The following is a 14112-nucleotide window of genomic DNA, read 5'->3' on the forward strand; positions in this document are numbered from 1 at the left end:
CGACCAAGCCTACAGGGACGCGAAGAGGGGCCGATCCGGATGGATCGGCCCCTCTTCGACGGCACGCTACTTCTTCTTCTTGCCCTGCGCTCGGCGCTGCTCGCGGTTGCCGGCCGCCGGCTGCTCCGCTTCCGTGCGCTGGCCGAAGGCACCGCGAGCGCCCTGCTCGGGTTCCGCCGGCTCGGTCGCGGCCGCCCGGGCCGCCGCTTGGCGGACCCGGTCTGTCGCAGCCTGCTGCACCTGACCGCGGTCGTTTCGCACCTCGACCTCGCCGGCGTCATTCGCCGCCGAGTACTCGAGACGCTGCTCGCCGCCGCCGTCGGAAAGGCCCTTCGCTTCGACTTCCGCTGTGTCGCTGTCGCCGGCCCGGCGCACCTCGACCTCGAGGTTGTAGAGGTAGCCGACCGACTCCTCCTTGATCTGCCCCATCATCGACTGGAACATCGAGTAGCCCTCGCGCTGGTACTCGATCAGCGGGTCGCGCTGCGCCATGGCGCGCAGACCGATGCCGTCCTTGAGGTAGTCCATCTCGTAGAGGTGATCGCGCCAGCGGCGATCGAGGACCTGCAGCACGACCCGACGCTCGAGCTCGCGCGTCGCTGCGGCACCGAGAGTTCCCTCGCGGTTCTCGTAGGCGATCTTCGCGTCGGAGAGCAGCTCGCGGGTGAGGCCGTCCGAGGTGATGCCGCCCTTGCGTCCACTGGCCTCTGCGACGACCTCGTCGATCGTGACGCCGACCGGGTAGAGGGTCTTCAGCTCCGTCCAGAGCGCGTCGAAGTCCCAGCTCTCGTTGTGCCCCTCGCCGGTGTGATCACGCACGACGCCGGTGACGGCATCCTCGATGAAGTGCTGCACACGGTCCGCGATGTCGTCACCCTGCAGGATGTGGCGGCGGTCCGCGTAGATCGCCTCGCGCTGACGGTTGAGGACGTCGTCGTACTTGAGGACGTTCTTGCGCATCTCGGCGTTGCGGGCCTCGACCTGCGACTGCGCGCTGCGGATCGCACGCGAGACCAGACCGGACTCGATCGGCACGTCATCCGGGAAGTTCGTACGGGAGAGGATCGCCTCGGCCGCTCCCGACTGGAAGAGCCGCATCAGATCATCGGTGAGGCTGAGGTAGAAGCGGCTCTCGCCGGGGTCGCCCTGACGTCCTGATCGTCCTCGCAGCTGGTTGTCGATGCGCCGCGACTCGTGACGCTCCGTACCGAGCACGTACAGCCCGCCGGATGCGACGACCTTCTCCGCCTCTTCGGCCACCGTCGCCTTCATCGCCTCGTAGGTCTCGTCCCAGGCGACCTCGTACTCCTCCGGTGTCTCCACCGGGTCGAGCCCCTTGGCCTTGAGTTCCTGAACGGCGAGGAACTCGGCGTTTCCGCCGAGCATGATGTCGGTGCCTCGACCGGCCATGTTCGTGGCGACGGTGACGGCGCCGAGGCGCCCGGCGCGTGCCACGATCTCGGCCTCGCGGGCGTGGTTCTTCGCGTTGAGCACCTCGTGCTTGACGCCCTTCTTGGCGAGCAGCCGGGAGAGATACTCGCTCTTCTCGACGCTGACGGTTCCGACGAGAACCGGCTGGCCGGCAGCGTGCCGCTCGGCGATGTCCTCGACGACCTGACCGAACTTCGCCGTCTCGTTCTTGTAGACGAGGTCGGACTGGTCCTTGCGGATCATCGGCTTGTTCGTCGGGATCGGGATGACGCCGAGCGAGTAGGTCGACATGAACTCGGCGGCCTCGGTCTCGGCCGTTCCGGTCATGCCAGCGAGCTTGTCGTAGAGGCGGAAGTAGTTCTGCAGCGTGACCGTGGCGAGGGTCTGGTTCTCGGCCTTGACCGGCACGCCTTCCTTGGCCTCGATCGCCTGGTGGATGCCCTCGTTGTACCGACGGCCGACCAGGATGCGCCCGGTGTGCTCGTCGACGATCATGACTTCGTCGTTCATGACGACGTAGTCCGTGTCCTTCTTGAACAGGGCGAGAGCCTTGATCGAGTTGTTCAGGAATGAGATCAGCGGCGTGTTCGCGGACTCGTAGAGGTTGTCGATGCCGAGGTAGTCCTCGACCTTCTCGATACCGGGCTCGAGCACGCCGACGGTGCGCTTCTTCTCGTCGACTTCGTAGTCCTCGCCTGCGACGAGGGTGCGCGCGATCTTCGCGAACTCCGCAAACCAGCGGTTCGCCTCACCCGAGGACGGACCGGAGATGATCAGCGGCGTGCGAGCCTCATCGATGAGGATCGAGTCGACCTCGTCGACGATGGCGAAGAAGTGGTCCCGCTGAACGAGATCCTCCTTGCGCCACGCCATGTTGTCGCGCAGGTAGTCGAAGCCGAACTCGTTGTTCGTGCCATAGGTGATGTCGGCGGAGTATTGCTCGCGACGCACGGCCGGGGTCTGACCGGAGACGATGATGCCCGTCTTCATGCCCAGTGCGCGGTAGATGCGCCCCATGAGTTCAGCCTGGTAGCTGGCGAGGTAGTCGTTGACCGTGATGACGTGCACGCCCTGGCCGGCGATGGCGTTGAGATACGCCGGGAACGTGGCGACGAGCGTCTTGCCCTCACCGGTCTTCATCTCGGCGATGTTGCCCAGGTGGAGGGCCGCGCCACCCATGAGCTGCACGTCGTAGGCGCGCATGCCGAGAGTCCGCTTGCCCGCTTCGCGGACGGCGGCGAACGCCTCCGGCATCAGCTGATCGAGCGTCTCGCCCTTTTCGAAGCGCATCCGCAGCTCCGCCGTCTCTCCGCGGAGCTCTTCGTCGGTGAGCTTCGTGAAGTCCTCTTCCAGCGCGTTCACTGCCTTCACGACCTGGTTCAGGCGGCGGATGACCCGCCCTTCGCCCGCGCGCAGCAGCTTCTCAAGAGGATTCGCCACAGATGTCTTCTCCCTGTTGGTGGGTCTTCTGCCGGCCGCCCGCCTTCGGGCACGCACAGACATACGGCTGCCATGTTACCGGGCTGTGACCTGCGCGTCGCCTGCGTGCATCCCGAAGGGAGGGTTTCTCCGCATGCATATACTCGGTATTGCTTTCCAATTCCCCGTGAACAGGAGTCTCCATGTCGGTGCGCCAGAGCCTGCTCGCGATCCTCGACCAGGGCCCCTGCTACGGCTATCAGCTGCGCCATGAGTTCGATCGGCGCACCGGTTCCACCTGGCCGCTCAACGTCGGGCAGATCTATAACACACTGGAGCGCCTGGAGCGTGACGGCCTGGTCTCCCGCGGAGACGCCGACGAGCAGGGACACGTGTATTGGGCGATCACCGACGCGGGTTCCGTCGAGGTCGCGCATTGGCTGTCCTCCCCCGTCCAGCGCGGCCAGGCGACCCGCGACGAGGTCGCGATCAAGCTCGCGATGGCGGCGACTCTTCCGGGCGTCGACGTCGCCGGCGTCATCCAGGGCCAGCGTTCCGAATCGCTCCAGCAACGGGAAAGGCTGAATGCCGCGACATACGCGGGCTCCGGATCCGAAGCCGAGGAACTCGCTTGGTCACTCGTGATCGCCTCGAGGATCTTCGCCGCCGAAGGCGAGTTGCGCTGGCTCGATCACGTCGAGGAACGCCTGGCGCAGCATCCGCAGCACGCCATCGGGCTGGGTTTGACCGCCGAACGCCCCCGCCGCGGCCGTCCGCTGAACGCTGAACGGAAAGCACGCTCCCCCGAGCCGCACCTCCCGTAGGATCGGAACCATGGCTGGATTCTGGGGCAAACGCAAGCGCGAAGACGAAGCACTCGCGGCGCAGGACGCCGATCTGGCGCGTCGCGCCGAGCAGGCCCTGGTCGCAGCGGACGAGCGGATCCGCACGACCTCCGACGAGTTGGCGTTCGCCGACGCCGAGCTGGGCGGATCGCTCACCGCCGACCTGAAGAAGGCGCTGACCGCGGTGCGCACCCACCTCCGCGAGGCCTTCCAACTGCACCAGCTCAACCACGATGAGATCCCTGACACCGCAGAAGAACTGCGCACCCGCAACGCGCGCATCGTTCAGCTGTGCGATTGGGCTCAGGATCTGCTGGATGAGAAGACGGGCGTCCTCGCCGAGTCGATCTCTCGCGTGCGGCGCGCACCCGAGGTCATCGCCCAGGTGCGCGCGGATGCCGAGACTCTGAGCGAGCGCATTCCGCAGACCAACGCGACCGTGGAGCGACTGGCCTCTCGTTATGCCGACTCGGCGATGGCGCAGATCACGGCGAGCGCGAAGGAAGCGGAGCAGCTCATCTCGTTCGCGACCCACGGAGCGAACGTGTCAGAGCGTCGTCGCGCGGCGAAGCAGAACGAGGAGGCGAATCTCGCCCTCGAGACGGCGACGGAAGCCACCCGACGCGCATCCGCCCTCCTCGACGCGGTGGAGGACTTCGAGATCGAGGCGCTGCGCGCCGAATCCACACTCGCCGAGGTCGTCGCAGACTCCCGCGGCGACATCATTGCGGCGCGCACCGCGCCGCAGGTGCCGGCGGTGCGCACGGCTGTCAGCAACCTCGAGCAGGCCCTGGCGGCGCTCTCACCCTCCGGCACGCCGAACGATCCCTTCGCCGAGCTCTCCCAGCTGCGCGAGGCGAACGGGGCGCTCGACGAAGCGATCGCCAAAGCCCGTCACCGTGAGCAGAATCCCCTGCCGACCGTGCAGCACGTTCAGCACGCGATCGACGACGCCGATCGTCAGCTCGGCGTCGCTCGCGGCCTGATCGCCGGTCACCGCGGCTGGATCGGCGCGGATGCACGCACCCGCCTTGCCGAGGCGGAGCGTCTGCGCGTCGACCTTCCTGCACTGCTTCCTGCCGAGGACACCCGCGAAGAGGCTCTCGCCGTCGCGCGGCGAGTCGCGCATCTGGCTTCCGAAGCCCTCCAGCTCGCCCAACGCGACATCGACTCGTCCCGCCCGCAGGATCAGGGCTGGGGCGGCGGCGACGGCTGGGGCGGCGGCGGACGCCGCGGCGGTGGCGGCGGCGACATCGCCTCCGGCCTCCTGGGCGGCCTCGTCATCGGCAGTCTCCTCGACGGCATCTTCGACTGAGGCGCGAATCAGGTTCGCTGAGCCAGTCGAAGCGTCTGGCACCGACGAGAGCGGCCCGGCCCCCGAAGGGACCGGGCCGCTCTCGTCTCAGCCTCAGGACGCCAGAGCCTCCGCAGGCGGAGCCTGCGTGCTCAGCGCGATGACGCCGTAGTCCCAGCCCTTGCGGCGGTAGACCACACTCGGGTGGTCGGTTGCGGCGTCGACGAACAGGAAGAAGTCGTGTCCGACGAGTTCCATCCGATCGACGGCTTCTTCGACGCTCATCCATTCGGCGTCGAAGCTCTTGGTGCGGATGACGACGGGTGAGTACGCCTCCTCCTCGTCGTTCTGCACCGGCACGCTGCCGGTCGCGACGGCACGCAGGAGATCGACGGATGCGGGCTGCACGTCGATTCCCTCAAGGGCTCCACTGCCCTTCTCGAAGTGTGCTCCACGAGGATGCTGACGTCCGTCGACCCTCTTCTCCTTCGCGCGGCGCAGCTGCGTCGACAACTTGTCGATCGCGAAGTCCAGCGCGACGAACTTGTCACCGTCGGTGGCCTCCGCCCGCACCACAGGTCCCTTGCCGACGAGCGTGAGCTCGACGGTCTCATCGGGCACATGGCCATTCCGGTAGACGCGATGCGTGACCTTCACATCCAGGCGCAGTGCTCGGGACGCGAGCGGCTGGACCCGGGCGATCTTCTCTTCGACAACGGTTCGGAAGCGGTCGGTGATACCCACTCCGACGCCAACGATGCTTGTTTCCATTGCTGTCTCCTTGTCCCGGTCCTCCCGGCCAAGGGCGGACCGTGGTCGCCTTGTGGTCCCTAACCGTAGTCCGCTCATCGCAGGAAGTCACGGCTCATTTTCTCCGTGTCCCCGGTGCGTTCTCGATGATTCTCCGGTGAAGCGGCGTGGCGGCGAGCGCGACCGCCGCCACGACGCGGAAGCCGGCGGATCCGAGCACGCGCGATGCTTCATCGAAGGTCGCGCCGGTCGTGACGACGTCGTCCACCAGGACGACGTCGGTGCCGTCTCCCCGCGTTCGAACGCGCATGCTGCCGCGCACGTTCTCGGCGCGTTCCTGCACGCCCAGCCCACGCTGGTCGACGGTCGCACGTGCGGCGAACAGCAGGCGATGCGGTTCGGCACCCGCACGACGTATCAGGAGATCCGGTACCCGGTAGCCGCGACGACGGAAGGCCGCGCGACCCGTCGGGATCGGCACCGCGACCGCGCCATCGGCCAGCGCTTCCGTCAACACCCCGGCCAGCGCACCGCCCAGGGGGCGGGCGAGCAGTGTCTCGCCATCCCCCTTGAGGCGTCGGATGCAGCGCGCGGCGACCCCGTCGTAGCCGAGCGCCGCCCGGACCCGTCGCCCCTCGGGAGTCGTGAACTCGCGCGGGTCCGGCGACAGCTGCGCGCGGCAGGAATCGCAGAGCAGCTCACCAGGGGCGTCGCAGCCGGCGCAGCACGCGGCGAGCAGCAGAGCGGCCAGTTCGGCGCCGATCGCCCTCAGCGGAACCAATGGAGAAGGCACGGAGGACGGCATCCCCTGATCCTGCGCCAGCCGGTCCTGCGTCCGCGCGCCGATTCGCGCGCTACGTGGAGAACTCGTGTCGGATCGCGCCTGTGCAGAAGCGGCGGCGCGTCACTGACCTGCGCGGGTCGCGAGCAACGAGACACCAGACGTCGCCTCACGCCACGCAGAGCCGCTGCGCGCGAACAGTGCGCCGCTCGCGCCGAGAACACGAACACCGGCCGTGGTCCTCGACCCGGCGATCGAGACGGCGTCGGACGGGGCCGCCTCGCTCGTCGACGGTCCGGCGACGCGCTGCCACACCATCATCGGATCATCGGGTCCCGTCAGAATGCCGAGCCGGTCCGAACCGAGCCACACCAGACCGATCGCCGCACCGGGCAGCGTTCCGAGCACTTCGACCTCATCGCCGAGTGCGACGGGCACGCCGGCGCCGTCTCGGATCACCGCCGCGACCACGACTCGTCGCTGACCGCCGACGTTCACCACCGCGGCGACCCTGGCGCCGTCGGCGGCGACGCGCAGATGCGTGATGCCGGACACGTCGGGGAACGCCTTCGCGATCCGATGCTCCGTGACGCCAGCACCCCATGCGATGAGCCCGCGAGGATCGCCCGTGGGCACCGTCCACGTGTAGCCGTACGGGTCGATGGACGGCGTCACGAGCCCCGGTCCCCCGGGCAGCTGGTCGATCTGTCCGTCGCCGACCCGGAAGACGCTCCCATCATCGAGTTGCACAGCGGCGTGCGAGTCGTCTGCCGCGACATCGATCGCGGCGATCGGCTGCGCGATGCTCAGGATCTCGCTGCTCACGCCAGGGATCGGCGTGATCTCGTCGCCGACGATCGTTCCGAACGCGCCCTCGGCCAGCACCAGAGAACCCGACGGCGCCGTCGGCTGCTCCACTTCGACGACACCCGCACCGAGCACACGTCCGTCGACGCTGAACTGCACCTGGTTCACGCGCACGCCGGCGTCGGCGAGGCTGCGCTCCAGTTGTGTGCGCATCCGCGCCAGCGTCGTCTGATCGAGGTTCTGCGCGGCACTGTTGAGAGCGACATCGGCGATCTGATCGGTCCCGATGGGGACGGCCCCGAGGGCGAGGCGCACATCCGGCGGGAAGGCGCTCTGCACCGCGGGCTCCAGCCAGGCGCTGGGTGTGCCGCCGATCAGCGCCTGAGCGATCGTGGTGGCCGGCGCGGGACGACGAGGAAACCATCGCACGTCGGGCACGAGGCGTTTCCAGGTCTGATCGAAGTAGCTCAGCGCGTAGCCGATGAAGACCACCGAGAAGAGTCTCTCGTCGATCACGATGCCGTCGGGCGCTTTCGCGATGCGCCATTCGCCGTCCTCCGCGCGCACGACCTGGAACGGCATGCTTCCGGGGCCAGGGGCGTCGGAGTACTCCCCTGTCTCATCGACGCTGGCGACCAGTTCCGTCTGCACCTGCACGTCGGCTTCGGTGGCCTGCTCCGCCTCCTCGCCGTCCTGGACGGACGAGGTGATCCTGCGCGTCGAGGCATCGGCGTCGATGGCCACGGCCTCGGCCGGCCTCCAGGTCGCGGCGAACTCCGGGGTGAGGAACTTCCGGGCTGTCTGCCATCCCTCATCCGGCGTGATCGCTGCTTCCATGAAGCCTTCGACGATCTCGGCGGGTCCGGCTCCGTCCACCGGACCGGACGCGAGCGGAAGGAATTCCGATTCGTCCGGCACCTGCCCCAAGGGCAGCCCGACTTCTACGTCGCTGCTGGTCGGGAGCCCCGTGCACGCCGAAAGCAGCACAGCGGCGGCGACCACGGCGATCCCGCGCAGCACGCGCCTTCGTGCGTCAGTCATCGCGACTCCCGTTCTCGCCGAACAGGTCACGGTGCAGGTCCGTGACCTCGATGGGCTGCGTCGCACTGCCGATCTCCATGAGCGTCTCCTGCGGCTCCAGCGGCACCGGCGATTCCCCCTCCAGCACACCGGCGCGACGCGGCAGCGTGAGCACGAAGTTGGTGCCGACGGCCAGCTCGGACCAGACCGTGAGCGTGCCGCCGTGCAGAGTGGCGTCGCCGAGGGCGATCGACAGACCGAGCCCGGTGCCGCCGATCGTGCGCTGGCGCGAGGGATCGGCCCGCCAGAAGCGGTCGAACACCCGCTCGGCATCCGCCGAGGTCATCCCCAACCCGAAATCGCGCACCCCCGCGGCCACGGCATGCTGATTGCTGTCGACGGTGATCACGATCGGCTTCCCCTCCCCGTGCTCGATCGCGTTGCCGATGAGGTTGCGCAGCACACGGCGCACGCGCCGCGGATCCATGTCGACCGGAGAATAGCCGCCGGGGGCCACCAGACGCAGTTCGCTGCCGTGACCGTCGGCGAGGGGCTTCATCTGCTCGATGATGTCTTCGGCGAGATGGGCGATGCTGGTCGCTTCGAGCTCGAGCTGCACGGAACCGGCGTCGTAGCGACTGATCTCCAGCAGGTCAGACAGCAGCGTCTCGAAACGCTGCACCTGGGCATGCAGAAGCTCGGTGGTCCGGGCGGTCGTCGGGTCGAAGTCGTCTCGCTGGTCGTTCAGGATGTCGGCAGCGAGCCTGATCGTCGTGAGCGGGGTTCGCAGCTCATGCGAGACATCCGACACGAAGCGCTGCTGCACGAGCGACAGCTCGCCCAGCTCCTTGATCTGCGCCTCGATGCTGTCTGCCATCGCGTTGAACGAACGCCCGAGTGTCGCCAGCTCGTCCTCGCCGCGCACCTGCAGACGAACGCCGAGGTCACCGGATGCGAGCCGGGCGCTCGTCTCCGCCGCCTCCACGATCGGGGTCGACACCGTGCGCAGCACGACCCACGAGATCGCGGCCACGATGGCGACCAGTCCGATGCCGGCGATCCAGAGCGTGCGCTGCACGAAACTGAGAGTCTGATCGGCGTCGGCGAGGTCGTACGCGATGTAGAGCTCGAACGGACCCACTTCCGGCACGACCAGCTGCTGACCGACGATGATGCCCGGGACTTCGCCGCCGCCCTCTGTCGGCAGAGCGACGGACTGCCACCACTGCCGATCGTCGAACTCGGCGACGAGCCTGCTCAGCGCCGGGCTCAGATCGTTGGTGCTGAGTCCGGCGGTGAATCCGTTGAGCCGCACAGCGGACGACTCGGAATCGATTCTGTTGGCCAGGAGCATGTCCGACGACGAGTTGCGTCCCAGGTCCTCCTGGATCCGGTCCCACAGGTCCCTGAGCGCGGCAGGATCGTCGCCGACCTCGGCGACATCCAGCGTCCTCTGCGCCTGATCGACCGCCCGCTGGGCATCTTCGAGCGCCTGATTCTTGCGGGATACGAAGAGGTCGTTCTGGATGACGAGCGCCATCGTCACGCACGTGATGAAGATCGCGAGCGAAGTGAGCAGCAGCGTGACGGAGAGCGTGCGGAAGCGCAGCGAACGCCGCCACAGAGCGGCGAGCGCGTCGGGCCAACCGCGCCAGTCGCGGAGGACCGCGACCGCTGTGGTGGTGGTGCCCGTCCCGGCCATCACCTGCGCCTAGCCGGAGGTGGCGACGCTGCCGGCGCGGTAGCCGACGCCGCGCACCGTCATGACGATCTTCGGGTTGTCCGGGTCGAGCTCGACCTTCGCCCGGAGGCGCTGCACGTGCACGTTCACGAGCCTGGTGTCGGCCTTGTAGTGGTATCCCCACACCTGTTCGAGCAGCATCTCCCGGGAGAAGACCTGCTGCGGCTTCGACGCGAGCGCCACCAGCAGCTGGAACTCGAGCGGAGTGAGCGCGATCGGTGCGGTACCGCGACGCACTTCGTGGGCGTCGACATCGACGGTGAGGTCACCCACGCGCAGCTGCTCGCCGGCGGTCTGCGTCACCGGCCGCAGGCGCGTGCGGATGCGGGCGACGAGCTCCTTCGGGTTGAAAGGCTTCACCATGTAGTCATCCGCCCCGACCTCGAGGCCACGGACGACATCTGCCGTATCGGTGCGTGCGGTGAGCATGATGATCGGGATGCCGGACTCGGCCCGGATCCGGGTGCAGATCTCGATCCCGTCCATACCGGGCAGCATGAGGTCGAGGAGAACCAGGTCGGGGCGCTGGGTGCGCCATTCCTCGACGGCTCGCGCACCGTCGGCGCAGAACACCGGCTCGAAGCCTTCGGTGCGCAGCACGATGCCGATCATCTCGGCGAGCGCGGTGTCGTCGTCGACCACAAGAATGCGTGAGGTCATACCGTTACCTTATGACACTCGCTCCGTTCTGCTCTGCGACCCGGCGCCCAGTGTTCTGCGGCCGCGTCGCCGTTGCGGATGTGACACGATGGGAGCGCACGACGGAGGGAGTGCTGTGAGCGGCCAGACGTGGACCCCTGCCCCGAAGAAGGGCATCATCCCCCTGCATCCTTTGACCTTCGGAATGCTGCTGGGCAAGGCCTTCGCCGCCCTGCGTCACAACCCCAAGGTTCTCTTCGGCTTCGCCGTGGTGATCCAGCTCATCGCCACTCTGGTGATGGCAGCCGTCATGGGCGTCGTGCTCTTCACGACGTTCTCGCGACTGGAGACGGTGTCCCCATCGTCACCTGACTTCGAGGCCGTGTTCGCCGGCACCATCCTCGCGAACATCCTCGCCGGCCTCGGCGTGGGCGTGGCATCGGTGGCGTTCACGGCACTGATGCAGGGCGTCGTCGCCGCAGAGGTCGGCTACGCCGCCATCGGTGTGAAGGCGTCCCTGGGCACGCTGTGGCGGAAGATGGCTCCCGCGTTCTGGCGGCTGGCCGGTTTCGCCTCCCTGTCGGTGCTCTTCATCTTCGGTCTTATCGCGATCGTGGTCGGCATCATCGCCGCGTTCGTGGCAGGCGGGCTCGGTTCGAGTGCGGAACTCATCGGCGTGACGGTGATCATCGTGCTGCTGATCCTCGCTGCCAGCATCCCGCTGATGGTGTGGTTGACGACGAAACTGCTCCTGGTCCCGTCGATCCTCGTGCTGGAGCGCGCGCGGTTCCGGGAAGCGCTGGTGCGCTCATGGCGGCTGACCAGAGGACGCTTCTGGGTCGCGTGGGGTGTGAGCTTCCTGATCAGCGTCATCATGGGCCTGGCGATGCAGGTCGTGAGCATTCCGGTCTCGCTCATCAGCACCCTGTTCGGCTCGGTCATCGCTCCCACGGGCTCGCCGGATGCCGGTGCGATCTTCGGATTCGTCTTCGCCATGCTCGCACCGCAGATCCTCCTGCTCGTCCTGCAGGCGATCACTCTGGTCGTGCAGAGCACAGGATCCGCGCTCGTCTACCTGGACTGCCGGATGCGGTACGAAGGACTCGACCAGGCACTCATCGCCCACGTGGAACGCCGTGACCTGGGGTGGACCGAAGACCAGTTGGGCGATCCCTACGCGGTCGATCCGACGCGCGCAGTGAGCAGTGCAGCACCGCCGAAGCAGACCCCCGAGTATGCGATGGCGCCAGCCGGATACGGATACCCGCCGCAGCAGTACGCGAACGCTCCCCAGCCGTATCAGGCCTACCCCGCGCAGGCGTATCCCGCTCAGCCGTATCCCGCTCCGCCGTATCCGGCGCCGGCGCACTCGGGCTACCCGCCCACTTCGCCCTACGCCGCCGTGCCGCCGCAGCAGGCCGCCCCCACCGTTCCGCAACAGGGATTCGCGCCGCCCCCTCCTGCTCCGCTTCCCCCTGCCGTCGCCAGCCCGCCGACGGACAGCCCCTGGGCCGCCCCGGGTTCCGATTCGGCATGATCCTGCGGTTCGACGAGCTCTTCGTCCCGGACGGCGACGAGGCGCAGCGCTGGGCCGAGGAGGAACTGGCCAATCCTCGCTACGCCGACGCGAGGCCGAACTGGTTCGACCTCGTCGCGCGCGACATCGGCCGCTTCCTCGCCGACCTGTTCACCTCGGAGACCAGTGCCGATGTGGGTCCGGCCGCGCTGATCATCGTCACCGTCGTCATCGTCGCCGCCCTCATCACTGCACTCATCATCTGGGGTCGCCCCCGCGATGCGAGAGCCGTGCGGCGTGCCCGCGGCGACCTGCTCGGTGAGCGCGATGACCGCAGCGCCGCCCAGTTGCGGGCAGAGGCCGAGCGCAGCGCCCGCGTCGGCGACTGGGATACGGCGACCATCCTCCGCTTCCGCGCCCTCGCCAGAGGGCTGCTCGAACGAGACCTCATCGATCCGGCCCCTGGCGCCACTGCTCAGGCGATCGCACGGGAGGCGGCGGCCGTATTCCCTGCCGAAGACGGTCCGGTGCGGAGCGCCGCAACCGCCTTCGACGATGTCCGCTATCTGCAGCATCCGTCCGATGCGGAGCGCTACCGCGAGCTTGCGGCCACCGATGACCGGCTGAGCGCGCTGCGCCCGGAAGCGGTGCCCGCGTGAGTCTCGTCGATGACGCCGCGGTCGCGCCGTCCACCGCGGTGCGCACCCGCGGGCGGCTGCGCCGGTTCGCGGGATGGGCGCTCATCGCCGTGCTCGTGCTGATCGTCGCCCTGGTCGGGCTGCGGGTCGCGGCGACCGCGCCGAACGCCCACGGCGGACTCGACCCCGAAGGACGCAACGACAGCGGCACCCTCGCACTGGCCGAGATCCTGCGGGATCAGGGGGTCGAGGTATCGGTGTTCCGCTCTCGGGCCGAGGCGCGAGCGGCCATCGACGACGACACCACCCTCGTGATGTCCAACCCGTACACCCTCTCCGATGAGGCGACCCTCGACCTCATCGGGCCGGCCGATCGCGTCGTCTTCCTCTCGACGGGCACTCACCTGCTCCGATTGCTCGAGATCGGCGAGACGGCATCGGGAAGCAGCGGACCCGTCGAAGCCGGGTGCTCCGAAGCGGAGTTCGCCGATGTCGGGACCATCCGCCCCGACCGGCTGTTCGAGCCCGCCGACGGCGTGCAGGGCTGCTTCGGCGACGACGAGGGCGCCGCCGTCCTCGTCGACGACCGCGCTGACGGATGGCGCGCCGTGGTGGAGGGGACGAAGCTGTTCAGCAACGCCTACCTCGCCGAAGACGGCAACGCCGCCCTCGCCCTCGCTCTGCTCGGACAGACCGAACGAGTGGTCTGGTACGTCCCGACCTTCGAGGACTCCGATCTGGAGGGCGATGAGCCCGAGACGCTGGGCTCGCTCACTCCCGGTTGGGTGACGCCGGCAATCCTGCTGCTGATGATCGCCGGAGTCGCCGCGGCGATCTGGCGGGGTCAGCGCTTCGGGCCGCTGGTCGCGGAGACTCTCCCGGTGACCGTGCGCGCCTCGGAGACCATGCACGGCAGGGCGCGGCTCACCGCCAAGGCCGCGGATGCGACGCACGCCGCTGAAGCGCTGCGTGTGGGGTCGCTGCGGCGGCTGGCTCGTCGCCTGGGACTCGCCGCGCACGCCGGTGTCGATGAGGTCGCCGACGCAGCAGCTGATCGGCTTCGCATTCCACGCGGATCCCTGCAGGAGCTGCTCGGCGGCCCTCTGCCCACCGACGACCACGGCCTGATCGACCTCGCCCGCCGGCTCAGCGAGCTGGAGGCATCCGTCGAGCAGAGCGCCCACTCGGCGAGGAGACCCGAATGACTGCAACAGAACGACGTCCACCCATC

At 68.2% G+C, this 14112-nt stretch carries 11 protein-coding genes; 5 read left to right on the forward strand and 6 right to left on the reverse strand.

Going from position 1 to position 14112, the window contains the following annotated elements; translation table 11 throughout:
- Positions 1–66: 66 nt before the first annotated feature.
- A complete protein-coding gene (gene secA / locus MRBLWO13_RS17030) occupies positions 67–2871 on the reverse strand; it encodes a preprotein translocase subunit SecA (RefSeq protein WP_341975276.1) in 2805 nt (934 codons plus the stop codon).
- Positions 2872–3053: 182 nt separating this feature from the next.
- Here secA and MRBLWO13_RS17035 point away from each other — a divergent pair, with 182 nt between their 5' ends.
- Complete coding sequence (locus MRBLWO13_RS17035; protein ID WP_341975277.1) at positions 3054–3674, forward strand: PadR family transcriptional regulator; 621 nt, start codon at positions 3054–3056, stop codon at positions 3672–3674.
- A 10-nt stretch (positions 3675–3684) separates the two neighbouring features.
- Entirely contained in the window at positions 3685–5010 is a 1326-nt protein-coding gene (locus MRBLWO13_RS17040) for a hypothetical protein (RefSeq protein WP_341975278.1), read from the forward strand.
- 93 nt (positions 5011–5103) lie between these two features.
- Here the strand turns inward: MRBLWO13_RS17040 and raiA are convergent, their stop codons facing one another.
- The 5 genes from raiA to mtrA form a co-directional block, all read right to left on the reverse strand.
- Positions 5104–5760 (reverse strand): ribosome-associated translation inhibitor RaiA, encoded by a 657-nt coding sequence (raiA, locus tag MRBLWO13_RS17045; protein ID WP_341975279.1) that lies wholly within the window; start codon positions 5758–5760, stop codon positions 5104–5106.
- Between the two features lie 94 nt (positions 5761–5854).
- Positions 5855–6544: a phosphoribosyltransferase family protein gene (locus MRBLWO13_RS17050; RefSeq protein ID WP_341975280.1), complete on the reverse strand. Its 690-nt coding sequence runs from the start codon at positions 6542–6544 to the stop codon at positions 5855–5857.
- 99 nt (positions 6545–6643) lie between these two features.
- Positions 6644–8368 (reverse strand): LpqB family beta-propeller domain-containing protein, encoded by a 1725-nt coding sequence (locus MRBLWO13_RS17055; protein ID WP_341975281.1) that lies wholly within the window; start codon positions 8366–8368, stop codon positions 6644–6646.
- Positions 8361–10049 carry an MtrAB system histidine kinase MtrB gene (gene mtrB, locus MRBLWO13_RS17060; protein ID WP_341975282.1) on the reverse strand — a complete coding sequence of 563 codons (1689 nt, stop codon included), beginning with the start codon at positions 10047–10049 and terminating at the stop codon, positions 8361–8363. The genes MRBLWO13_RS17055 and mtrB overlap by 8 nt, the downstream gene beginning before the upstream one ends.
- 9 nt (positions 10050–10058) lie before the next feature.
- Positions 10059–10748 carry an MtrAB system response regulator MtrA gene (gene mtrA, locus MRBLWO13_RS17065; RefSeq protein ID WP_341975283.1) on the reverse strand — a complete coding sequence of 230 codons (690 nt, stop codon included), beginning with the start codon at positions 10746–10748 and terminating at the stop codon, positions 10059–10061.
- A 115-nt stretch (positions 10749–10863) separates the two neighbouring features.
- On the opposite strand from mtrA, the gene MRBLWO13_RS17070 reads away from it, so the two are divergent.
- From MRBLWO13_RS17070 to MRBLWO13_RS17080, 3 genes are read left to right on the forward strand one after another with little or no spacing between them, the layout of a single operon-like run.
- Positions 10864–12264 carry a hypothetical protein gene (locus tag MRBLWO13_RS17070; RefSeq protein WP_341975284.1) on the forward strand — a complete coding sequence of 467 codons (1401 nt, stop codon included), beginning with the start codon at positions 10864–10866 and terminating at the stop codon, positions 12262–12264.
- A complete protein-coding gene (locus MRBLWO13_RS17075) occupies positions 12261–12902 on the forward strand; it encodes a DUF4129 domain-containing protein (RefSeq protein ID WP_341975285.1) in 642 nt (213 codons plus the stop codon). Before MRBLWO13_RS17070 ends, MRBLWO13_RS17075 begins: the two co-directional genes overlap by 4 nt.
- Positions 12899–14086, forward strand: coding sequence for a DUF4350 domain-containing protein (locus MRBLWO13_RS17080; RefSeq protein WP_341975286.1), 1188 nt, complete (start codon positions 12899–12901; stop codon positions 14084–14086). The genes MRBLWO13_RS17075 and MRBLWO13_RS17080 overlap by 4 nt, the downstream gene beginning before the upstream one ends.
- Positions 14087–14112 lie beyond the last annotated feature (26 nt).

The sequence above is a fragment of the Microbacterium sp. LWO13-1.2 genome, from assembly GCF_038397725.1.
In the GTDB taxonomy this organism is placed as follows: Bacteria; Actinomycetota; Actinomycetes; order Actinomycetales; family Microbacteriaceae; genus Microbacterium.

Coding starts and splice junctions, on each gene's coding strand:
- MRBLWO13_RS17035 (WP_341975277.1), top strand. CDS start 3,054: ATGTCGGTGCGCCAGAGCCTGCTCGCGATCCTCGACCAGGGCCCCTGC.
- MRBLWO13_RS17040 (WP_341975278.1), top strand. CDS start 3,685: ATGGCTGGATTCTGGGGCAAACGCAAGCGCGAAGACGAAGCACTCGCG.
- raiA (WP_341975279.1), bottom strand. CDS start 5,760: ATGGAAACAAGCATCGTTGGCGTCGGAGTGGGTATCACCGACCGCTTC.
- MRBLWO13_RS17050 (WP_341975280.1), bottom strand. CDS start 6,544: ATGCCGTCCTCCGTGCCTTCTCCATTGGTTCCGCTGAGGGCGATCGGC.
- MRBLWO13_RS17055 (WP_341975281.1), bottom strand. CDS start 8,368: ATGACTGACGCACGAAGGCGCGTGCTGCGCGGGATCGCCGTGGTCGCC.
- mtrB (WP_341975282.1), bottom strand. CDS start 10,049: ATGGCCGGGACGGGCACCACCACCACAGCGGTCGCGGTCCTCCGCGAC.
- mtrA (WP_341975283.1), bottom strand. CDS start 10,748: ATGACCTCACGCATTCTTGTGGTCGACGACGACACCGCGCTCGCCGAG.
- MRBLWO13_RS17075 (WP_341975285.1), top strand. CDS start 12,261: ATGATCCTGCGGTTCGACGAGCTCTTCGTCCCGGACGGCGACGAGGCG.